Below are 21537 nucleotides of genomic sequence, written 5' to 3'. Positions count from 1 at the left end.
CCGGATTTAGTTGAGCGTTGAACTTAATGCGCGTACGGTCGTTCCGTCAGCCGATCCGCGCGCCCTCCCGGGCGCCCGGACCCGACGTCCACGCAAGAAGGTTCACGCATGACTCTCGTACTCGACCCGGCCGCCCAGGACCTGCTGTTCCGTGAGGCACGCACCGCGAACACGTTCACCGACGAGCCGGTGACCGACGAGCAGGTCCAGGCGATCTACGACCTGGTCAAGTACGGTCCGACCGCCTTCAACCAGTCCCCGCTGCGCATCACGCTGGTCCGCTCCCCCGAGGCCCGCGAGCGCCTGGTCGGGCACCTGGCCGAGGGCAACCGGGCCAAGACGGCCGCCGCCCCGCTGGTCGCGATCCTCTCCGCGGACAACGAGTTCCACGAGGAGCTGCCGCAGCTCTTCCCGCACTTCCCGCAGGCCAAGGACGCCTTCTTCAGCGAGCGTCCGGTGCGCGAGAACGCCGCCGCCCTGAACGCCGCCCTCCAGGCCGCCTACTTCATCGTCGGCGTGCGCGCCGCCGGCCTGGCCGCCGGCCCGATGACCGGCTGCGACTTCGAGGGCATCCGCAAGGAGTTCCTGGACGACGACCACACCCCGCTGATGGTCGTCAACATCGGCCGCCCCGGCCCGGACGCCTGGTTCCCGCGCAGCCCGCGCCTGGAGTACGAGCAGGTCGTCACGACCGTCTGACCCGAGGGGGCGCCGCGACGGCGGCGCACCACCGGCACGCCCGCGACAGGGCCCCGGGGATCGGCCGATCCCCGGGGCCCTGTCGCACGCCCGGGGCGGTCACTCGGCCCGCAGCGCCTCGGCCATCTCCGTCAGCTGCCCGAACGACGCCGTGCCCGTCACCACCGTGGTCGAGCCCTCGGTCCCCTCGAGCACCAGGGCGTCGTAGCGGCCGCCCTCGTACCGGGTCCAGGTCCTGCCGTCGATCCGCTGGGTGACCTCGGTCTTCTCCGCACCCTGCGTCGCGTCCTCGATGAAGAGCAGCCGCTTCTGCGTGGACTGCTCGACCGCCACGTACTCCCCGCCGGGAGCGTGGTAGCCGAGGTGCCAGGCGTCGCCCTCGTCGCCGCGGAAGCGGACGGAGGTGGGCTTCCACGCCTCGGGCAGGCCCTCGGGGGCGGCCACCGGGTAGGAGGCGGCGCGGCGGGCGGTGAGCAGGTCGACCCGGTAGTCCACCCGCTTGAGGTCGGGCGCGCTGTCGTCGTGCGGGATGAACAGCCAGACCACTCCCGACACCAGCCCTATGAGGCCCAGGGACAGGATCATGTCCCGGGCCGTCTTCTGCACGCTGTTCTTTCCTGCCACGCCCTCTATCGTCGCAGGTGCCCGGTGCGCTCATCCGTGGGGGCCCCTGCTCATTTTGTCGGACTGGCGATAGAGTCGTGCCCCACACCCTCATCCGGCCGTCGTCGTACAGAAAGGTGCGCTCCGATGACCGAACACCATCACCTGCCGTCCGAGCTCGATGTGCCCTCCGAGGCTCCCGACCGCAACCTCGCCCTGGAGCTCGTACGGGTCACCGAGGCCGCGGCGATGGCCGCCGGCCGCTGGGTCGGGCGCGGGGACAAGAACGGCGCCGACGGTGCCGCGGTGCGTGCCATGCGGACCCTCGTCTCCACCGTCTCGATGAACGGCGTCGTCGTCATCGGTGAGGGCGAGAAGGACGAGGCCCCGATGCTCTTCAACGGGGAGCGCGTGGGCGACGGGACCGGACCGGAGTGCGACATCGCCGTCGACCCGATCGACGGCACCACGCTGACCGCCAAGGGCATGACGAACGCGATCGCGGTGCTGGCCGCCGCCGAGCGCGGGTCGATGTTCGACCCCTCGGCCGTGTTCTACATGGACAAGCTGGTCACCGGGCCGGAGGCCGCCGACTTCGTCGACATCGACGCGCCGGTGAACGTGAACATCCGCCGGGTCGCCAAGGCCAAGCGGGTCACCCCCGAGGACGTCACCGTGGTGATCCTGGACCGGCCGCGGCACGAGGGCATCATCAAGGAGATCCGGGAGACCGGCGCGCGCATCAAGCTGATCTCCGACGGCGACGTGGCCGGCTCGATCCTCGCCCTGCGCGAGGGCACCGGCATCGACCTGCTGCTCGGCGTCGGCGGCACCCCCGAGGGCATCATCTCGGCCTGCGCCGTGAAGTGCCTGGGCGGCACCATCCAGGGCAAGCTGTGGCCCAAGGACGACGAGGAGCGGCAGCGGGCGATCGACGCCGGGCACGACCTGGACCGGGTGCTGACCACGGACGACCTGGTCTCCGGCGAGAACGTCTTCTTCGTGGCCACCGGCATCACCGACGGCGAGCTGCTGCGCGGGGTGCGCTACCGCTCCGAGACCGCCACGACCGACTCGATCGTGATGCGCTCCAAGTCGGGCACGGTCCGCCGGATCGACTCCGAGCACCGGCTGAGCAAGCTGCGCGCCTACAGCGCGATCGATTTTGACCGGGCGAAGTGACCACGCGGTAGCGCGGGGCCCGGACGGAAGCGTCCCGCGTCCCCGGGCGAAGGGCCGCCCGGCGCCGAAAGGGCACCCTCTGTGCGGAGAGGGTGCCCTTTCGCTCGCGTCCGCGCTAACCGGCCGCGGCTATGCGGTCCGTCGCGCGCGCCGTCTTCTTCAGCTCCATCTCGCGGCGCCGGCGCCGGGCCAGCACCACGCGGCGCTCGGCGGCGGTCAGGCCGCCCCAGACGCCGTAGGGCTCGGGCTGGAGCAGGGCGTGCTCGCGGCACTCCACCATCACCGGACAGCGTGCGCAGACCCGCTTGGCGGCCTCCTCGCGGGAGAGCCGGGCGGCGGTGGGTTCCTTCGAGGGGGCGAAGAACAGCCCGGCCTCGTCGCGCCGGCACACCGCCTCGGTGTGCCAGGGGGCGTCCTGGTCCCTGTCCCGCGCTGCCGCTCGCTGGGCCGGGACGGCAGCTACCTGCAGGGACGAATGCGGCGGTTGCAGCACGGTCTACTCCTGACGACGGCTTCGCGAGCGAGACACGATGCAGCAAGGCTTACCCGTTGTGCGCACGCCTATGCACTGAGTCCCGAACCGCCGTGCCGGATGCCGGATTTCGCACCGGCCCGCCCCGCCGCCCTCGGACGAACCGACTCCGCTTCCGGCCCGTTCACGGGCGTCAACGGTCCAGGCGCCCGCGCAAACCCCTGTCGACCGAGCGCTGCACCTTGTCGAGGATGTCCGCCACGAGCTTGCCGCGCCTGGGCCGCGCCTCGATGCTGCCCAGCACCGCCCAGCCGTCGACGTAGACCACCGGGGCCTCGGCGTCGGTCGCGTCGAGCGTGTCCACGTCGAAGGCGCCGAGCACGCCGCCGCCCATGCCGCGCAGCGACACGTTCTCCGGGACGCGGATCTCGACGCTGCCGAACACGGAGAACGCCTTGATCACGACCTGCTGGTGGTCGAACAGCGCCTCGCTGAGGTCGATCTCGACGCTGCCGAAGACCGCGTACGCGTGGATGCGGCGGCCGGTCCGCCAGCGGCCCTTGCGGGCGGCGGCGCTGAAGACCGCGACCACGTTGTCGTCGGGGTCCGTCGGTATCGCGCCGGCGGTGGGGCGGTCGGGCGCCGAGGCGTGGACCGCGCGCCGCCGGTGGGCGGCCGGGAGGTCCCGGACGAACACCTCGAGCTCCCCGACCGTCTTGGCGGCCAGCACGCCCTCGACGCGCTCGGCGTGCTCGTCGGGGGTCAGGCGGCCCTCCGCGAGGGCGTCGCGCAGGAGGTCGGCGACGCGGTCGCGGTCGGCGTCCGAGGCGCGCAGGTCGGCGGGGCGCGGGGCCGTGTCCGGCCGCTGGGCGTGCTGGTGAAGGTCCACGGCACCAGCGTACCCAAACGCGATAGATCGCGACTACCCCCTGTCAGGGACAACTGTGCGGGACGAGCGCGCGGGACGACCGCGGGACGACTGAGGACAACCTCACAGGTTCGCCGACGGGAGCAGGTCCTACGCTGGTGAGCGCCCGCCAACGTCGGCGGGCGGCCGTCTGTCGAGTGAGGAATGGGCGAGATGCCTGAGTTCGAGTACGCCGATCTGCTCCCCATGGGAGAGGACACCACCCCCTACCGGCTGGTGACCTCCGAAGGTGTCTCCACCTTCGAGGCCGACGGGCGGACCTTCCTCAAGGTGGAGCCGGAGGCGCTGCGCAAGCTCGCCGAGGAGGCCGTCCACGACATCCAGCACTACCTGCGCCCCGCGCACCTCGCCCAGCTGCGCCGCATCATCGACGACCCCGAGGCGTCGTCCAACGACAAGTTCGTCGCCCTGGACCTGCTGAAGAACGCGAACATCGCGGCGGCCGGCGTGCTGCCCATGTGCCAGGACACCGGCACCGCCATCGTCATGGGCAAGCGCGGCCAGAACGTGCTGACCGGGGGCCGCGACGAGGAGGCCCTGTCCCGGGGCATCTACGACGCGTACCAGAACCTCAACCTGCGCTACTCGCAGATGGCGCCGCTGACCATGTGGGAGGAGAAGAACACCGGTTCCAACCTCCCCGCCCAGATCGAGCTGTACGCGACCGACGGCGACGCCTACAAGTTCCTGTTCATGGCCAAGGGCGGCGGCTCGGCCAACAAGAGCTTCCTGTACCAGGAGACCAAGGCCGTCCTGAACGAGGCCTCCATGATGAAGTTCCTGGAGGAGAAGATCCGTTCGCTCGGCACGGCCGCCTGCCCGCCGTACCACCTGGCGATCGTCGTCGGCGGCACCTCGGCCGAGTACGCGCTGAAGACCGCCAAGTACGCCTCCGCGCACTACCTGGACAACATGCCGACCGAGGGCTCCCCGCTCGGCCACGGCTTCCGGGACAAGGAGCTGGAGGAGAAGGTCTTCGAGCTGACGCAGAGGATCGGCATCGGCGCGCAGTTCGGCGGCAAGTACTTCTGCCACGACGTGCGCGTGGTGCGCCTGCCCCGGCACGGCGCGTCCTGCCCGGTCGCCATCGCCGTCTCCTGCTCCGCCGACCGCCAGGCCGTCGCGAAGATCACCGCCGAGGGCGTGTTCCTGGAGCAGCTGGAGACGGACCCCGCGCGGTTCCTGCCGGAGACGACGGACGAGCAGCTCGACGCCGACGGCGACGTCGTCAAGATCGACCTCAACCAGCCGATGGACGACATCCTCGCCGAACTCACCAAGTACCCGGTGAAGACCCGCCTCTCGCTCACCGGCCCGCTGGTCGTGGCCCGCGACATCGCGCACGCCAAGATCAAGGAGCGGCTGGACGCGGGCGAGGAGATGCCGCAGTACCTCAAGGACCACCCGGTGTACTACGCCGGTCCGGCCAAGACGCCCGAGGGCTACGCCTCCGGTTCCTTCGGCCCGACCACGGCCGGCCGGATGGACTCCTACGTCGAGCAGTTCCAGGCGGCGGGCGGCTCCAAGGTCATGCTCGCCAAGGGCAACCGCAGCAAGCAGGTCACCGACGCGTGCGCCGCGCACGGCGGCTTCTACCTCGGCTCCATCGGCGGCCCGGCGGCGCGCCTGGCCCAGGACTGCATCAAGAAGGTCGAGGTCCTCGAGTACGAGGAGCTGGGCATGGAGGCCGTCTGGAAGATCGAGGTCGAGGACTTCCCGGCGTTCGTCGTCGTCGACGACAAGGGCAACGACTTCTTCCAGGACCCGGCTCCGCAGCCGACGTTCACCAGCATCCCGGTGCGGGGGCCGGGGCTGGCGTAACCGGCTCCCCCCTTCGGCGGGCCGGTCCGGGCGTCACCCGGGCCGGCCCGCGGCCGTCCCGCTCACCGCCGTCCGCCGGGCGGGTCCCGCAGCGCCGCCGCGATCAGGTCGTGGACGAGGAACTCCCCGGGGGCGCGGTTCTCCTTGAGCCGGTCGAGGTCGTCCGGCCCGAACCAGGCGCAGGCGGTGTGCCGGGACCACTCCAGGGCGGGCCGGCGCAGGTCGCCGTCGACCTCGACGAGGAAGTCGGCCTCGTGCCGGACCCCGAGACCGTCGTCCCCGGTCCAGGTGGTGACGCCGAGCAGCCGCCGCACCCGGCGCACGCGCCACCCCGTCTCCTCGGCCACCTCGCGGACGAGGGCGTCGAGCAGGGTCTCGCCGGGCTCCACGTGTCCGCCCACGACGTCCCAGCAGTCGGGGAAGAGCCTGCGGTCGGGGCCGCGCCGCTGGGCGAAGGCCCTGCCGTCCCCGTCGAGGATCACCGCGCCCACCGCCCACAGCTCGCCGTCGGCCGGCCGGGGCAGCTCGACACCGGGATCCACGGCCGCACTCCACCGGTCCTCCGACATGCCGTCACGGTAAGCCGTCCGGATGCCGGACGGCGTGTTCTTTTTTTGGACAACCTGCCCGCACCGGCGCCGATTTCATTGACTCCCTCAACCTCCGCTGTGAGTCTTCTCGCCACTCCGACATGCGCATGTCATGTCGACTCCCGTGTGGCCACCCCACGGCCACCTCCCGAAGGAGACAGAGTGAGACGACGATTCGCCGTGGCGAGCCTCTCCCTCGCCGTCGTGCTCGGCTGCGGAACACTCCCCGCCGCGGCCGCCGGCCCGGCAGACGCCCGGCAGACGCGGGCCCTCGCGGACACGGACCGGTCCACCGCCGCCGTGAACGCGCTGGCCGCGCCCGACGTCGACGTGACCAGGGTGCGGGCGCACCTGAGCGAGCTGAGCGCCATCGCCGCCCGCAACGGCGGCAACCGCCGCTCCAACACCCAGGGTTACCGCGACTCCGTCGCCTACGTGAAGGGCAAGCTGCAGGCGGCCGGCTACACCGTCACCGAACAGCCCTGCACCTCCGGCTGCACCAGCGGGGCCGGCCCCAACCTGATCGCCGAGTGGCCGCAGGGCGACGCGAACAACGTGTACATGTTCGGCGCCCACCTCGACGGCGTCTCGGCGGGCCCCGGCATGAACGACAACGGCTCCGGCTCGGCCGCGCTCCTGGAGAACGCCCTGACGCTGGCGCAGCAGAACCCCGCCCTGCGCAACCGGGTCCGCTTCGCCTGGTGGACCGACGAGGAGCAGGGCCTCAACGGCTCCGAGTTCTACGTCCGTTCGCTGTCCTCGACCCAGCGCTCCAGGATCCGGGCGTACTACAACTTCGACATGATCGCCTCCACCAACGGCGGCTACTTCATCAACCACATCACCTCGTCGGCCGCCGCGCCGATGAAGGCGTACTGGGACTCGCTGGGCCTGCGGCCCGAGGAGAACACCGAGGGCGCCGGGCGCAGCGACGACTACCCCTTCGAGCAGGTCGGCATCCCCACCTCCGGCTACGCGATGGGGGCCAGCGCCCGCAAGACGTCCGCGCAGGCCGGCAAGTGGGGCGGCACGGCCGGTGCGGCCTACGACCCCTGCTACCACCGGTCCTGCGACACCCTCAGCAACATCAACACCACCGGCCTGAACCGCGCGGCCGACGGCATCGCCCACACCCTCTGGCAACAGGCCGTCACCGGCGGCTGAGGCGCCACCGGCACCGTCCCGCCGGCCGTCCGCCGGCACCGGCGGGCCCGGCCCGGCGCGGTGCGACGGGCCCACGGCCCGGGCCGGCGACGGCACGCCCGCCACGCGGTACTCCGCCCCGCCGCCCCCTCGCGGCGGGGCGGAGTCCGTTCCGGGTACCCGCGCGGGATGCTGGCAAGGCAGGCCGGCGGGAATACGCCGGGCCGGGACCGCTGCTGTGAACCTTCGGAGGTACGACGATGACGACCACGGACGACGACCGGAACCACCGCATCGAGCACGACTCCATGGGGGAGGTGAAGGTCCCGGCCGACGCCAAGTGGCGCGCCCAGACCCAGCGCGCCGTGGAGAACTTCCCGATCTCCGGGCAGCGCATCGAGCGCGCCCACATCGAGGCCCTCGCCCGCATCAAGGGCGCCGCGGCCAAGGTGAACGCGCGGCTCGGCGTGCTCGGCGAGGACGTCGCCGAGGCGATCCAGGAGGCGGCCGGCGAGGTCGCCGAGGGGAAGTGGGACGAGCACTTCCCGGTGGACGTGTTCCAGACCGGCTCCGGGACCTCGTCCAACATGAACGCCAACGAGGTCGTCGCCACCCTCGCGAGCGAGCGGCTCGGGCGGGACGTGCACCCCAACGACCACGTCAACGCCTCGCAGTCGTCCAACGACGTCTTCCCGTCGTCCATCCACATCGCGGCCACCGCCGCCGTCACCCGCGACCTGGTGCCGGCCCTGGAGCACCTCGCGGCCTCCCTGGAGCGCAAGGCCGGGGAGTTCGCCGACGTGGTGAAGTCCGGGCGCACGCACCTGATGGACGCCACGCCGGTGACCCTGGGTCAGGAGTTCGGCGGGTACGCGGCTCAGGTGCGGTACGGGATCGAGCGGCTGCACGCCTCCCTGCCGCGCCTCGCCGAGCTGCCGCTGGGCGGGACCGCCGTCGGCACCGGCATCAACACCCCGCCGGGATTCTCCGCCGCCGTCATCGAGGAGGTCGCCCGGGTCACCGGGCTGCCGCTGACCGAGGCGCGCGACCACTTCGAGGCGCAGGGCGCCCGCGACGGCATCGTGGAGACCAGCGGCCAGCTGCGCACCGTCGCGGTCGGCCTGACGAAGATCGCCAACGACCTGAGGTGGATGTCCTCCGGTCCGCGCACCGGGCTCGCGGAGATCAGCCTCCCCGATCTCCAGCCCGGCTCCTCGATCATGCCCGGCAAGGTCAACCCGGTCGTCCCGGAGGCCGTGCTCATGGTCTGCGCGCAGGTGATCGGCAACGACGTGACCGTCGCCACCGCCGGCGCCTCGGGCAACTTCGAGCTCAACGTGATGCTGCCGGTCATCGCGAAGAACGTGCTGGAGTCGATCCGGCTGCTCGCGAACGCCTCCCGGCTGCTCGCCGACCGCACGGTCGACGGGATCGTCGCGCACCGCGACCGCGCCCGGGAGTACGCCGAGTCCTCGCCGTCCGTCGTCACCCCGCTCAACCGGTACATCGGCTACGAGGAGGCCGCCAAGGTCGCCAAGAGGGCGCTGGCCGAGCGGAAGACCATCCGGCAGGTGGTGCTGGAGAGCGGCTACGTCGAACGCGGGGACCTCACCGTCGAGCAGCTCGACGAGGCGCTGGACGTCCTGCGGATGACGCGCCCGTAAAACATCGCGCCGCGCGGGTGAACCGTGACCGGGGCCGCAGCGTCGTATGCCCCGGGCACCTAATATCTGCGCATGGCAGAGGGCGGAGCGGTGAGGGGCGTCGGACACGGGGACGCGGGCGGCGCGGCGGGCTTCTGGGCGCCCGGGACGCAGATCCTGTGGCGGTACCGGGAGAACGGCGGCGCGCGCTTCCACATCGCGCGCCCCGTCACGGTCGTGCGCGACGACCCGGAACTGCTCGCCGTGTGGATGGCTCCCGGCACCGAGTGCGTGAAGCCGGTGCTCGCCGACGGCACCCCCGTGCACCAGGAACCGCTGGCCACCCGGTACACCAAGCCGCGCACCGTGCAGCGCGACCGCTGGTTCGGCACCGGGGTGCTGAAGCTGGCCCGGCCCGGTGAGCCCTGGTCGGTGTGGCTGTTCTGGGACCCGGGCTGGCAGTTCAAGAACTGGTACGTGAACCTGGAGGAGCCGCTGGCCCGCTGGGCGGGCGGGGTGGACTCCGAGGACCACTTCCTGGACATATCCGTGCACCCGGACCGCAGTTGGCACTGGCGGGACGAGGACGAGTTCGCCCAGGCACGGCGCGACGGACTGGTGGACGAGGCGCTGGCCGGGAGGGTGCGGGAGGCCGGCCGGGCCGCGCTGGAGGTGATCGCCGCCTGGGGGCCGCCCTTCTCGGACGGCTGGCAGGACTGGCGCCCGGACCCGTCCTGGACGGTACCGTCACTGCCACAGGACTGGGACCGCACGCCCGCGCACATGTCTCCGTGAGACCCTTGATACGCCCCCGGGCAAGAAACGTAGGATCGTCCTCCGCAAGGGCACGGGAGCAGCAACCAACGGAACAGTCGCTGGGCTTGACCGATCGTCACCGAGGGGCGGCAGGACGTGAGCGAGGGGTACGGCAACACCGGTAACGGCCGGGAAGGGTCGGCCGGCGGCACAGGAACGACCTCTGACCGCGCGGGAATTCCGTTCCTGAGGCACGTATTGCGGGTATCGGAGTTTCGGCGGGACGCACTGCGCGCACGACGCGCAGTCCCGGACGGATGGACTTCACACGCGTGACGGAGCAGCCGACCTCCTTCGACCGCCCGCAGCCGGGCGTGGACCCCGCGGACCCCCGCGGGGCGCTCGTGCGTACCCAGGACCCGGTCCGCGCGCCGGGCACGGGAGCCGCCTTACCCGCACAGGCCCGCTCCGGCGGCGAGTCCGTCGCTCCCGGGGCCGCGTCCCCCGCGTCGCCGGACGCGTCCGCCTCCGGCGGCACCGGCCAGGACACGGCCGCCGGCCCCGCCTCCGAACACTCCCAGCCGGGCGCCGGACACGGTGCCGAGCCGGACACGCACCGGCCGCGGCCCGTGCCCGAGGGCATCCCGGTGCAGCCGGCCGCGGGTCAGGACGGCCGTCCGGCGCAGGGCCGGGACGGCCGGGAGCGCCGCACCGGCCAGGTCACCCCGCCCGGACAGCCCACGCCGATGCGGCGGGACGGGGACCGGCTGAGGTTCGTCGGCGCGGCGACCCGGCGGATCGCCCGCGGCATCGACCTGGACGAGATCGTGATGGGGCTGTGCCGGGCCACCGTGCCCACCTTCTCCGACACGATCCTGGTCTACCTGCGCGAACCGCTGCCGGTCGGCGACGAGCGGCCCACCGGCCCGCTGGTGCTGCGGCTGCGCCGCAGCGACCGGATCCCTCCCGACCGCGACACCGAGGGCGGGTTCGCCCCGATCGCCCCGCCGGAGCCGAGCGAGCTGGACTCGGTCGGCGAGGAGCTGTGCACGGTGCGGCCCGGCAGCGCGCTCGCCGAGGTGCTGCGCGGCGTCCGGCCGGTGTTCACGGACGCGCCGGCCGCCCGCGCCGCGCTGCCCGAACTCCTCGGCGAGGACGGCGCCCCGGCCGTGCCGCAGGGGCAGCGGGCGATCCTCGCGCCGCTGCGCGGCCGGCGCCGGGTGATCGGTGCCGCGCTGTTCCTGCGCCGCCCGGAGCGCATCCCGTTCGAGGCCGACGACCTGCTGGTCGCCGCGCAGCTCGCCACGCACAGCGCCCTCGGCATCGACAAGGCGGTGCTGTACGGGCGCGAGGCGTACATCGCGGACGAGCTCCAGCGCACCATGCTGCCGGAGCACCTGCCCCGCTGCACCGGCGTGCGGCTGGCGTCCCGCTACCTGCCGGCCGCGGAGACCGCTCGGGTGGGCGGCGACTGGTACGACGCCATCCCGCTGCCGGGCAGCCGGGTCGCGCTGGTCGTCGGGGACGTCATGGGGCACTCCATGACCTCCGCCGCGATCATGGGCCAGCTGCGCACCACCGCGCAGACCCTGGCCGGGCTCGACCTGCCGCCGCAGGAGGTGCTGCACCACCTCGACGAGCAGGCCCAGCGACTCGGCGTGGACCGCATGGCGACCTGCCTGTACGCGGTCTACGACCCGGTCTCGCACCGCATCACCGTCGCCAACGCCGGCCACCCGCCGCCCGTCCTGCTGCACCTGGGCGGCCGGGCGGAGGTGCTGCGGGTGCCCGCGGGCGCCCCGATCGGCGTCGGCGGGGTGGACTTCGAGGCGGTGGAGCTGGACGCGCCCGCCGGGGCGACCCTGCTGCTGTACACCGACGGCCTGGTGGAGTCCCGGCTGCGGGACGTGTGGACCGGCATCGAGCAGCTGCGCGAGAAGCTCGCCGCGACCGCGCAGCTGACCGGCCCGGACCATCCGCCGCCGCTGGAGGCGCTGTGCGACGAGGTGCTCGACATGCTCGGCCCGGGCGACAGGGACGACGACATCGCGCTGCTCGCCGCCCGCTTCGACGGGATCGCGCCGAGCGACGTGGCGTACTGGTTCCTGGAGCCGGAGGACGCCGCTCCCGGCCGGGCCCGTCGCCTGGTGCGGCGGACGCTGTCGCGCTGGGGTCTGGAGGAGCTCAGCGACTCGGTGGAGCTGCTGGTCAGCGAGGTGGTGACCAACGCGGTGCGGTACGCGTCCCGGCCGGTCACGCTGCGGCTGCTGCGCACCGACGTGCTGCGCTGCGAGGTCGGCGACGACGTGCCGCAGCTGCCGCGGCTGCGGCAGGCGCGCGCCACCGACGAGGGCGGGCGCGGGCTGTACCTGGTGAACCGGCTGGCCCGGCGCTGGGGCGCGACCCGGCTGAGCACCGGCAAGGTGGTGTGGTTCGAGCTGAACCGCGGCTGACCCGCGGCCGGACCTCGGCGGGTCCGCGGGAACGACTCAGGGGCGCCCGGTGACCTCACCGGGCGCCCCTGCCGTCCCGCCTCGTCTCGTCCGTTCCCGTCTACTCCTGCTGGTCCTGCTCCGGGTCGTCCGGCCTCTCCGGTTTCTCCGGGCTCTCGAGGATCGGCGGGATCGAGGGCGTCTGCGTCGTCGGCTCCGTCGTCGGGGTCTGGCTCGGCGGCTCCGTCGTCGGCGTCCGGGACGGGGTCTGGGACGGCGGCTCGGTGGTCGGCTCCTCCGTGGTCGGCTCCTCGCTCGGCGTCTGAGACGGCGACTGCGACGGCGACGGCGTCGAGGACGGCTCCACGGCCGCGCCCTGCTTCGTCTCCAGGTCGAACTCGCTGGTCTCCTCCATCACGCCGAAGGTGTACGCCGCCCAGATCCGCGCCGGGAAGCCGCCGCCGTTGACCCGGGGTTCACCGCCCGCGCCGTACATCTCGACCTGCTTGTGCGGGGGCTTGTCGTCCTCGCCGAACAGGCCGACGGAGGTCACCAGGTCGGGCGTGAAGCCGGTGAACCAGGCCGACAGGTTGTCGTCGGAGGTACCGGTCTTGCCGGCGACCTGCTGGCCGTCGCGCAGCGGGTTGTCGCGGACGGCCCCGCGCGCCGTGCCGTCGTCGACCACTCCGGTCAGCACCGAGGTGACCGTGTCGGCGGCCTCGCGGCTGATGACCTGCTCGCCGACCGCGTCGGGCATGGTGACGGTCCGGGTGCGGTGCTCCGCGGACTTGATGATCGACGGGGTGGTCTTCCTGCCGTGGTTGTCGAGCGTGGCGTAGACGCCGGCCATCTCCAGGGGGCTGGCGCCCATGGAGCCCAGGGTCTGCGCGGGCACCGCCTGGAGGTCCTCGGCGTCCATGCCGAGCCTGCCCGCGGTCTCCATCACCTTCTCCATGCCGACGTCGATGCCCATCTGCGCGAAGACGGAGTTGATCGACTTGTTCATCGCCGTCTGGACGGTGACGTCGCCGTAGTTGCGGTCGTCCTCGTTCTCGGGGGCGAAGCCGACCCTCCGGCCGCCGTCCACGACCGGGCGTTCGCTGGTGCCGTCGTAGACGGTGCCGGCCGTGATCGGCCGGCCGTCCTGCGTCTCGGCCCCCTCCTCCACGGCGGCGGCCAGGATGACCGGCTTGAAGGTGGAGGCGGGCTGGTAGTCGTCGCGGGTGGCGTTGTTGAAGTAGTGCTTCAGGTAGTCCACGCCGCCGTACATCGCCACGACCGCGCCCGTCTTCGGGTCCACGGACACGGCGCCGGCCTGGACGTCCGCGTCGACCTCGCGCTCCTCGGGGTCCAGCTTGGCGGTGAGCTGGGTCTTGACGGCCTTCTCCAGCGCCGCCTGCTTCTTCTTGTCGATGTTGAGCGTGATGGTCCAGCCGCCGGCGTCGACGAGCGCGTCGGCCTGCTTGGCGTCCTCGGCGGTGCCGTCGGCGACCAGCTGCTCCTTCAGCGCGGCGTTGGCCGCGTTCACCAGGTAGCCGGTCTGGCCCGCCATGCCCGGGTCGCCCTTGGGCTCCTTCGGCACCGGGAACTCCATGCCCGACCGCTCGGACCGGTCGAGCCAGCCCTCCTCGACCATGTTGTCCAGGACGTAGTTCCAGCGGTTCTTGACCAGTTTCCTGCCGCTCTCCGAGGCGACCGCCCAGTCGTACTGGCTCGGCGCCTGGAGCAGCGCGGCGAGGTAGGCGCCCTGTTCGACCGTGAGGTCCTCGGCGTCGACGCGGTAGTAGGCCTGGGCGGCGGCCTGGATGCCGTAGGCGTTGCGGCCGTAGTAGCTGGTGTTGATGTAGCCGGCGAGGATGTAGTCCTTGGACTTCTCCCGGTCCAGCTTCAGCGAGATGACCAGTTCCTTCAGCTTGCGCGAGACGGTCTGTTCCTGCGTCAGGTAGTAGTTCTTGACGTACTGCTGAGTGATCGTCGAGCCGCCCTGCGCGCCCTTGCCGGAGACGGTGTTGAGCAGACCGCGCGCGGTGCCCTTCAGGTCGACGCCGGCGTCGCTGTAGAAGGTCTTGTTCTCGGCGGCGACGAAGGTCTTCTGGACCTGCTTGGGTATCTGCGCCAGGTCGACGACCTCGCGGTTGACCTCGCCGTCGCGGGCCATGATCGAGCCGTCGCCGTACTTGTAGACGTTGCTCTGCCGTTTGGCGTCGGCGTTCCCCTCGGGGATGTCGATCACCATGTACAGCACGATGAAGGCGCCCATGCCGAGCAGGCAGAGCCCGAAGAAGGTGCCGAAGATCTTCTTCCAGGTGAAGAGGCGGCGTATGCCGGTGCGCCCGGCCGCTCCGGACGAACGGCGGCTCTGGGCCGCCGCCCGGCGCCCACCGCGCTGTCGTGCGCGTCTTTCTTCCGCTCGTCCCATGCGTCCGTTCCGCTCCGCTTCGTTCGTGTGTGCTCGACAGCCCCACAGGTTCGCCGCTCGGGTCAGCTCAGAAAACTAACACCGGGAGCTATGACAAAGGGCCGCCGATCCGACCTTTACGGACGTGACAATCAGCACCCGTCCCAACGGAACCGACGTACGAGAGGGGCGCAAGGTTGCCGAGATGCGATAAAGTGATATCACTTAGATAGGCAGGCGCTAGCCGCGCACACCGCGCGCGGCGGACGCCCGAGGGAACGGGGGACCACTCATGTCCACGCACGACACACAGGTCACGGCCGACGTGCCCGAGATGCCGGCGCCGCGCGTGCGGGAGTTCGCGGCGCACAGCATCGGGGGCGGACTGGCGCTGCTGCTCGGCCTGGCCGGGCTGCTGATCGGCGCGGCGCTGATCGTGACCGCCACCGCGGTCGCCGGGGCCGGCGCCAAGGCCGCGCTGATCGTCGGCGGCATCCTGGTCGCGCTCGCCGCGTTCCTCGCGATGTGCGGGCTGAACATGGTGGCGCCGGGCGAGGCGCGGGTGGTCCAGCTCTTCGGCAGGTACCGGGGCACGATCCGGCAGGACGGCCTGCGCTGGGTGAACCCCTTCACCTCGCGCACCAGGATCTCCACGCGCGTGCGCAACCACGAGACCGCCGTCCTCAAGGTCAACGACGCGTACGGCAACCCGATCGAGCTCGCCGCGGTCGTGGTGTGGCGGGTGGAGGACACCGCCCAGGCGACCTTCGAGGTGGACGACTACGTCGAGTTCGTCTCCACCCAGACCGAGGCGGCCGTCCGGCACATCGCCATCGAGTACCCCTACGACGCCCACGACGAGGACGGCCTCTCCCTGCGCGGCAACGCCGAGGAGATCACCGAGAAGCTCGCCGTCGAACTGCACGCGCGCGTGGAGGCGGCCGGCGTGCAGATCATCGAGTCCCGCTTCACGCACCTCGCCTACGCCCCCGAGATCGCCTCGGCGATGCTCCAGCGGCAGCAGGCGGGCGCGGTCGTGGCGGCCCGCAAGCAGATCGTGGAGGGCGCCGTCGGCATGGTCGAGTCGGCGCTGGCCCGGATCGCCGAGCAGGACATCGTGGAGCTGGACTCCGAGCGCAAGGCGGCGATGGTGTCCAACCTGATGGTGGTGCTGTGCGGGGACCGCTCCGCGCAGCCGGTCCTCAACACCGGGACGCTCTACCAGTGACCGGCCCCGCGGACTCCCCCGAGGGCACGGCCCCTCGGCGCAGGCCGCAGCAGCGCAAGCAGGTGCTGCTGCGGCTGGACCCCCTGGTGTACGAGGCCCTGGCCCGCTGGGCCAACGACGAGCTGCGCTCGGCCAACGCCCAGATCGAGTTCCTGCTGCGCCGGGCGCTCGCGGAGGCGGGCCGGCTCCCCGGCGAGGCGGGCCCCCTCCCCCGCCGGGGCCGCCCGCCCGCGCGGCAGCCGGACGACGCCCCCCGACGGCCCCCGGGCGACCCCTCCGCCCCTCAGTGACAGAACCGTGACAACCGGCCCCCACCTGGGGTCCCGCACCCCCTGCCACGCTCTGCGCACTCGGCGTATACACGGCGCGTATACACCGTGTGTAGAGTGCTCGGCATGTCCATCGGTCACACCCTTCTGGGGCTCCTGGAGTCCGGCCCGCGCCACGGCTACGACCTGAAGCGGGCCTTCGACGAGAAGTTCGGTCACGACCGGCCGCTGCACTACGGCCAGGTCTACTCGACGATGTCCCGCCTGCTGAGGAACGGCCTCGTCGAGGTCGACGGCATCGAGTCCGGCGGCGGCCCCGAGCGCAAGCGGTACGCGATCACCGAGGCCGGCGTCACCGACGTCGAGCGCTGGCTCGCCACTCCGGAGAAGCCGGAGCCGTACCTGCAGTCGACGCTCTACACCAAGGTCGTCCTCGCCCTGCTCACCAGCCGGGACGCCGGCGACATCCTCGACACGCAGCGCTCGGAGCACCTGCGCAGCATGCGGATCCTCACCGACCGCAAGCGCAGGGGCGACCTGGCCGACCAGCTCGTCTGCGACCACGCCCTGTTCCACCTGGAGGCCGACCTGCGCTGGCTGGAGCTGACCGCGGCGCGCCTCGACAAGCTCCGCGAGGCGGTGACCCGATGACCTCCGTCCCCGCCGGCACCCTGCTCGCGGCCCGGGACCTGCGCAAGGTCTACGGCCCGACGACCGCGCTCGACGGCGCCGCGTTCTCCATCCACCCCGGCGAGGTCGTCGCCGTGATGGGGCCCTCCGGATCGGGCAAGTCGACCCTGCTGCACTGCCTCGCCGGGATCGTCACACCCGACTCCGGGTCGATCACGTACGACGGGCGCGAGCTGACCGCGATGAACGACGCCGGGCGCAGTGCGCTGAGGCGCTCGGAGTTCGGCTTCGTCTTCCAGTTCGGGCAGCTCGTGCCGGAGCTGACCTGCGTGGAGAACGTCGCCCTGCCGCTGCGGCTGAACGGCACCTCCCGCAGGGAGGCCGAACGGGCGGCGCTGACCTGGATGGAGCGCCTGGAGGTCGACGACGTCCGCGGGAAGCGGCCCGGCGAGGTCTCCGGCGGCCAGGGGCAGCGGGTCGCCGTGGCCCGGGCGCTGGTCACGGGCCCGCGGGTGGTGTTCGCCGACGAGCCGACCGGTGCGCTGGACTCGCTCAACGGCGAGCGGGTGATGGAACTGCTCACCGACGCCGCCCGGTCCGCGAACGCCGCCGTCGTCCTCGTCACGCACGAGGCACGGGTGGCCGCCTACTCCGACCGCGAGATCGTCGTGCGCGACGGGAAGTCCCGGGACATGGAGCGCGTCGTATGAGTGCCGGGTGGGCCCGTGATCTGGCCATGGGGATCCGGTTCGCCTTCGCCGGCGGGCGCGAGGGCTGGGTCAGGGCGCTGCTCACCGCCGTCGGCGTCGGACTGGGGGTGGCCCTGCTGCTGCTCACCACCTCCCTGCCGAACGCGCTGGCGGAACGGGGCCGGCGCGAGGAGGCACGCCTGGACTACACCTACGCCCAGGAGGTCATGCCCGAGGCGGACGACACCCTGGTCATCGCGGACATCGACACCGAGTACCGGGACCGGGACGTCCGCGGCCGGCTGGTGGAGCCGGAGGGCGAGGGGGCCCCGCTGCCCCCGGGCCTGGAGGAGTTCCCGGCACCGGGCGACATGGTCGTCTCCCCCGCGCTGAGGGAACTGCTCGACTCGGACGGCGGCGGGCTGCTGCGCGAGCGGCTGCCGTACGACATCGTGGGGACGATCGGCGAGCAGGGGCTCATCGGCTCGCAGGAACTCGCCTACTACGCGGGCGGCGAGGGCCTCGCCGAACGGATCAACAACTCGACGGTGGCCCGTATCGACGCCTTCGGCGACCCCTACCCGACCGAGGAGGAGACGGATCCGGTCCTCGTGCTGCTGACGCTGGTCGTCTTCGTGGTGCTGCTGATGCCGGTCGTCGTGTTCGTCGCCGCGGCCGTGCGGTTCGGCGGCGAGCGGCGGGACCGCAGGCTGGCGGCGCTGCGGCTGGTCGGTGCCGACGGCGGCACGGCACGGCGGATCGCCGCGGGCGAGGCGCTCGCCGGGGCGCTGCTCGGACTCGTCCTCGGCGCCGGCTTCTTCCTGGCCGGGCGTGAGGTCGCGGCGTCCTTCGAGGTGTTCGGGGTCAGTGTCTTCCCGAGCTATCTGAACCCCTCGCCGCTGCTGGCGCTGCTGGTCGCGGTGGCGGTTCCGGCGGCCGCGGTGCTGGTGACGCTGGTGGCGCTGCGCGGGGTGGTCATCGAGCCGCTGGGCGTGGTGCGCACGGCGCGGCCCGCGCGCCGCCGGCTGTGGTGGCGGCTGCTGCTGCCGCTGGCCGGGATCGGCATGCTGCTGCCCATGGCCGGCCAGGGCAGGGACGGCGGGGACTTCAACCAGTACCTGGTCGTCGGTGGTGTCATGTGCCTGCTCATCGGGGTCACCGCGCTGCTGCCGTGGGTCGTGGAGACGGTCGTCGCCCGGCTCGGCTCCGGCAGCGTCTCCTGGCAACTGGCGGTGCGCCGCCTGCAGTTGAGCAGCGGCGCGGCGGCCCGCATGGTCAACGGCATCGCGGTCGCGGTGGCCGGGGCGATCGCGCTGCAGATGCTGTTCGCCGGGGTGGAGAGCGACTACACCGAGGCCACCGGCTACGACACCACCCGGGCCCAGATGCAGATGCGGGTGCCCGAGGGCGTGGAACTCTCCGCGGCGGCGGCGAAGCTGGAGGGGACCGAGGGCGTGCGGCGGGTGCACGCCCTGTCCCACGGCTACCTCTACGGCGCCCCGCCGCAGGAGGAGCCGCAGCAGGGCGCGCAGCTGACCGTCGGCGACTGCGCCACCCTGCGGGAGGTCGCGAAGCTGCCGGGCTGCCGGGACGGTGACGTGTTCGCGCTCCGCGGCGGCGACTACGACGAGGAGACCGCGGCGCTGAACGAGCCCGGCCGGAAGCTGTACCCGGAGACGTCCGGCTCCGGCGGGCCCGGGGCCGCCGCCTGGACCGTCCCCGGGGGCGTGCGGCAGGCCGACTCGATCGAGGACCCGACCGGGGACAGGCGCAACGGCTTCCTGATGACCCCGGGCGCGATGCCCGAGGGCCTGGCGGAGGCGGTCACGGGGGAGCTGTACCTGGCGGTCGACGACTCGGTGCCGGACGCCCACGAGCACGTGCGCAACGCGGCGGCCGCGCTCGACCCGATGACCCAGCCGCTCGTGTGGTCCGCCACCGAGCGCTCCGAGCGCTACGAGTCCGTCCGCACCGGCCTGTTCGCCGGCGCCGCCGCCGTGCTCGCGCTGATCGGGGCGAGCCTGCTGGTCTCCCAGCTGGAGCAGCTGCGGGAACGCCGCAAGCTGCTGTCGTCCCTGGTCGCCTTCGGCACCCGGCGGCGCACGCTGAGCCTGTCGGTGCTGTGGCAGACGGCGATCCCGATCGGGCTGGGGCTGCTGCTGGCGTCGGCGGTGGGCATGACGCTGGGCGCGGTGCTGCTGCGGATGACCGCGACGCCGGTCCGCGTGGACTGGCCGAGCGTGCTGCAGATGACCGGGACCGGCGCGGCGGTGGTCGTGGTGGTGACCCTGCTGAGCCTGCCGCCCCTGCTGCGCATGATGCGCCCGGACGGCCTGCGCACGGAGTAGGCCCCGGCCGCGGGAGGCTCCGGGGCCCGGCCCGGGCAGGGGCGGGCGGCGCCGGAAGGCGTACCGCCGGTCAGTCCCGCACCACCCGCACCGGCAGGTCCCGCATCGCCTCGCGCAGCGCCGCCGCCAGTTCCTCGTACTCCGCCGCCCTCGCCGCGCCCGTGCGCATGGCGAGGGCGATGCGGCGCCCGGGGGCCGGATCGGCGAAGCGGCCGGTGAGGAGTCGGCCGGAGCGGGTGGTCTCGACCTGGACGGCGGTGCGCGGCAGCAGCGTCACCCCGAGGCCGCCCGCGACCAGCTGCACCAGCGTGGACAGCCCCGCCGCCGTGGTGGTGGCCGCGACCCCCGCGCTTCCGGCCTCGCGGCAGATGTCGAGGGCCTGGTCGCGCAGGCAGTGGCCCTCGTCCAGGAGGAGCAGGTTGAGCTCGCGCAGCGCCTTGCGGGGGATGCCCTCCCGGCCGCCGAGCCCGTGGCCGAGTGGCGTAACCAGCACGAAGTCCTCGTCGAACAGGGGCAGTTCGGTCACACCCGGGACCCCGAGCGGCACCGCGAGCAGCAGCACGTCGAGCCGGCCGCCGGTCAGCCCGTCCAGCAGGCCGGCGGTCCGCTCCTCCCGCACCTGGAGGTCGAGGTGCGGATAGCGGTCGTGGACCAGCCGCAGGACCGTCGGCAGCAGGTACGGCGCCACCGTCGGGATCACACCGAGCCGCAGCGCCCCGGTGAACGGTGCCCTCAGCGCGTCCGCCTCCTCCGTCAGCGCCCCGACCTCCGACAGCACCGCCTTGGCGCGGGCGGCGAGCCGCTCGCCGGCCGGTGAGAGCAGCACCTTGCGCGTCGTACGCTCCAGGAGGGTGACACCGAGTGTCTCCTCCAGCGCCGACACGGCACCCGACAGGGCCGGCTGGCTCATCCCGATCGCCGCGGCGGCGTCCCGGAAGTGGAGATGCTCGGCCACCGCGGCGAAGGCGCGCAACTGCGCGAGGCTGGGCTGCCTGCGCCCTTTACGCACGGTCACTGATAGCTACCTCCGATCAACACGACCGAGTGTAGCTATTTCACTCATCAATGCACCTTGTGCCAACATCAAGAACGTCCAACCCATGGGAAACACCCTCAAAAAGGGTGTCTCCTCGCTGCAAGGAGAGCCTGTGCTCACTGTCGGTGACAAGTTCCCCGAGTTCGAACTGACCGCCTGCGTCTCCCTGGAGAAGGGCAAGGAGTTCGAAACGATCAACCACAAGACCTACGAGGGCAAGTGGAAGATCGTCTTCGCATGGCCCAAGGACTTCACCTTCGTGTGCCCGACCGAGATCGCGGCCTTCGGCAAGCTGAACGACGAGTTCGCCGACCGCGACGCCCAGATCCTCGGCTTCTCCGGTGACTCCGAGTTCGTCCACCACGCCTGGCGCAAGGACCACGACGACCTGCGCGACCTGCCGTTCCCGATGATGGCGGACTCCAAGCACGAGCTGATGCGCGCCCTCGGCATCGAGGGCGAGGACGGCTTCGCCAAGCGCGCCGTCTTCATCGTCGACCAGAACAACGAGATCCAGTTCTCCATGGTGACCGCCGGCTCCGTCGGCCGTAACCCCAAGGAGGTCCTGCGGGTCCTGGACGCCCTGCAGACCGACGAGCTCTGCCCGTGCAACTGGACCAAGGGCGACGAGACCCTGGACCCGGTCGCGCTGCTGGCCGGGGAGTGACCT

At 72.2% G+C, this 21537-nt stretch carries 19 protein-coding genes; 13 read left to right on the top strand and 6 right to left on the bottom strand.

What is annotated here, in order from left to right:
* Positions 1-108: 108 nt before the first annotated feature.
* Positions 109-699 (top strand): malonic semialdehyde reductase, encoded by a 591-nt coding sequence (locus GL259_RS25125; RefSeq protein ID WP_159535589.1) that lies wholly within the window; start codon positions 109-111, stop codon positions 697-699.
* Between the two features lie 99 nt (positions 700-798).
* Here the strand turns inward: GL259_RS25125 and GL259_RS25120 are convergent, their stop codons facing one another.
* Positions 799-1323 carry a DUF4245 domain-containing protein gene (locus tag GL259_RS25120; RefSeq protein WP_159535588.1) on the bottom strand — a complete coding sequence of 175 codons (525 nt, stop codon included), beginning with the start codon at positions 1321-1323 and terminating at the stop codon, positions 799-801.
* A gap of 126 nt (positions 1324-1449) precedes the next feature.
* Between GL259_RS25120 and glpX the strand changes: the two genes are divergently transcribed.
* The gene (gene glpX, locus GL259_RS25115) at positions 1450-2484 is read left to right on the top strand and encodes a class II fructose-bisphosphatase (RefSeq protein WP_159535587.1); all 1035 of its coding nucleotides are present in this window, start codon (positions 1450-1452) and stop codon (positions 2482-2484) included.
* 115 nt (positions 2485-2599) lie between these two features.
* On the opposite strand, the gene GL259_RS25110 is transcribed toward glpX, so the two are convergent.
* Both GL259_RS25110 and GL259_RS25105 read right to left on the bottom strand, forming a co-directional pair.
* Positions 2600-2977, bottom strand: a complete 378-nt coding sequence (locus GL259_RS25110) for a WhiB family transcriptional regulator (protein WP_159535586.1) — start codon at positions 2975-2977, stop codon at positions 2600-2602.
* Positions 2978-3149: 172 nt separating this feature from the next.
* Positions 3150-3845 (bottom strand): DUF1707 domain-containing protein, encoded by a 696-nt coding sequence (locus GL259_RS25105; RefSeq protein ID WP_159535585.1) that lies wholly within the window; start codon positions 3843-3845, stop codon positions 3150-3152.
* Positions 3846-4028: 183 nt separating this feature from the next.
* Between GL259_RS25105 and GL259_RS25100 the strand changes: the two genes are divergently transcribed.
* Positions 4029-5705: a fumarate hydratase gene (locus tag GL259_RS25100; RefSeq protein WP_159535584.1), complete on the top strand. Its 1677-nt coding sequence runs from the start codon at positions 4029-4031 to the stop codon at positions 5703-5705.
* A gap of 62 nt (positions 5706-5767) precedes the next feature.
* Here the strand turns inward: GL259_RS25100 and GL259_RS25095 are convergent, their stop codons facing one another.
* Positions 5768-6274, bottom strand: coding sequence for an NUDIX domain-containing protein (locus tag GL259_RS25095; protein WP_159535583.1), 507 nt, complete (start codon positions 6272-6274; stop codon positions 5768-5770).
* Between the two features lie 147 nt (positions 6275-6421).
* Between GL259_RS25095 and GL259_RS25090 the strand changes: the two genes are divergently transcribed.
* The 4 genes from GL259_RS25090 (at position 6422) to GL259_RS25075 (ending at position 12290) form a co-directional block, all read left to right on the top strand.
* Positions 6422-7459, top strand: coding sequence for a M28 family metallopeptidase (locus GL259_RS25090; protein ID WP_159535582.1), 1038 nt, complete (start codon positions 6422-6424; stop codon positions 7457-7459).
* A gap of 239 nt (positions 7460-7698) precedes the next feature.
* Positions 7699-9102, top strand: coding sequence for a class II fumarate hydratase (locus tag GL259_RS25085; protein ID WP_159535581.1), 1404 nt, complete (start codon positions 7699-7701; stop codon positions 9100-9102).
* Between the two features lie 72 nt (positions 9103-9174).
* Entirely contained in the window at positions 9175-9876 is a 702-nt protein-coding gene (locus tag GL259_RS25080) for a DUF402 domain-containing protein (protein ID WP_159535580.1), read from the top strand.
* 278 nt (positions 9877-10154) lie between these two features.
* Complete coding sequence (locus tag GL259_RS25075; protein WP_166461553.1) at positions 10155-12290, top strand: SpoIIE family protein phosphatase; 2136 nt, start codon at positions 10155-10157, stop codon at positions 12288-12290.
* Positions 12291-12390: 100 nt separating this feature from the next.
* On the opposite strand, the gene GL259_RS25070 is transcribed toward GL259_RS25075, so the two are convergent.
* On the bottom strand, positions 12391-14688 hold the full coding sequence (locus GL259_RS25070) for a transglycosylase domain-containing protein (protein ID WP_159535578.1): 2298 nt from the start codon (positions 14686-14688) through the stop codon (positions 12391-12393).
* Between the two features lie 271 nt (positions 14689-14959).
* Between GL259_RS25070 and GL259_RS25065 the strand changes: the two genes are divergently transcribed.
* The 5 genes from GL259_RS25065 (at position 14960) to GL259_RS25045 (ending at position 19831) form a co-directional block, all read left to right on the top strand.
* Positions 14960-15895, top strand: a complete 936-nt coding sequence (locus GL259_RS25065; RefSeq protein WP_159535577.1) for an SPFH domain-containing protein — start codon at positions 14960-14962, stop codon at positions 15893-15895.
* Positions 15892-16185 carry a hypothetical protein gene (locus tag GL259_RS25060; RefSeq protein WP_159535576.1) on the top strand — a complete coding sequence of 98 codons (294 nt, stop codon included), beginning with the start codon at positions 15892-15894 and terminating at the stop codon, positions 16183-16185. Before GL259_RS25065 ends, GL259_RS25060 begins: the two co-directional genes overlap by 4 nt.
* Before the next feature lie 105 nt (positions 16186-16290).
* Positions 16291-16815: a PadR family transcriptional regulator gene (locus GL259_RS25055; RefSeq protein WP_159535575.1), complete on the top strand. Its 525-nt coding sequence runs from the start codon at positions 16291-16293 to the stop codon at positions 16813-16815.
* Positions 16812-17504: an ABC transporter ATP-binding protein gene (locus GL259_RS25050; RefSeq protein WP_159535574.1), complete on the top strand. Its 693-nt coding sequence runs from the start codon at positions 16812-16814 to the stop codon at positions 17502-17504. The genes GL259_RS25055 and GL259_RS25050 overlap by 4 nt, the downstream gene beginning before the upstream one ends.
* The gene (locus GL259_RS25045; RefSeq protein ID WP_159535573.1) at positions 17501-19831 is read left to right on the top strand and encodes an FtsX-like permease family protein; all 2331 of its coding nucleotides are present in this window, start codon (positions 17501-17503) and stop codon (positions 19829-19831) included. Before GL259_RS25050 ends, GL259_RS25045 begins: the two co-directional genes overlap by 4 nt.
* Before the next feature lie 70 nt (positions 19832-19901).
* Here GL259_RS25045 and GL259_RS25040 read toward each other — a convergent pair whose 3' ends face one another.
* Positions 19902-20846, bottom strand: a complete 945-nt coding sequence (locus tag GL259_RS25040; RefSeq protein ID WP_166461552.1) for a LysR substrate-binding domain-containing protein — start codon at positions 20844-20846, stop codon at positions 19902-19904.
* Between the two features lie 133 nt (positions 20847-20979).
* Between GL259_RS25040 and GL259_RS25035 the strand changes: the two genes are divergently transcribed.
* Entirely contained in the window at positions 20980-21534 is a 555-nt protein-coding gene (locus tag GL259_RS25035; protein ID WP_159535572.1) for a peroxiredoxin, read from the top strand.
* The last annotated feature ends 3 nt before the right edge of the window (positions 21535-21537 follow it).

It is taken from the genome of Streptomyces sp. Tu 3180 (assembly GCF_009852415.1).
Lineage (GTDB): Bacteria > Actinomycetota > Actinomycetes > Streptomycetales > Streptomycetaceae > Streptomyces.
This window is presented reverse-complemented; position numbering and strand designations above follow the sequence as displayed.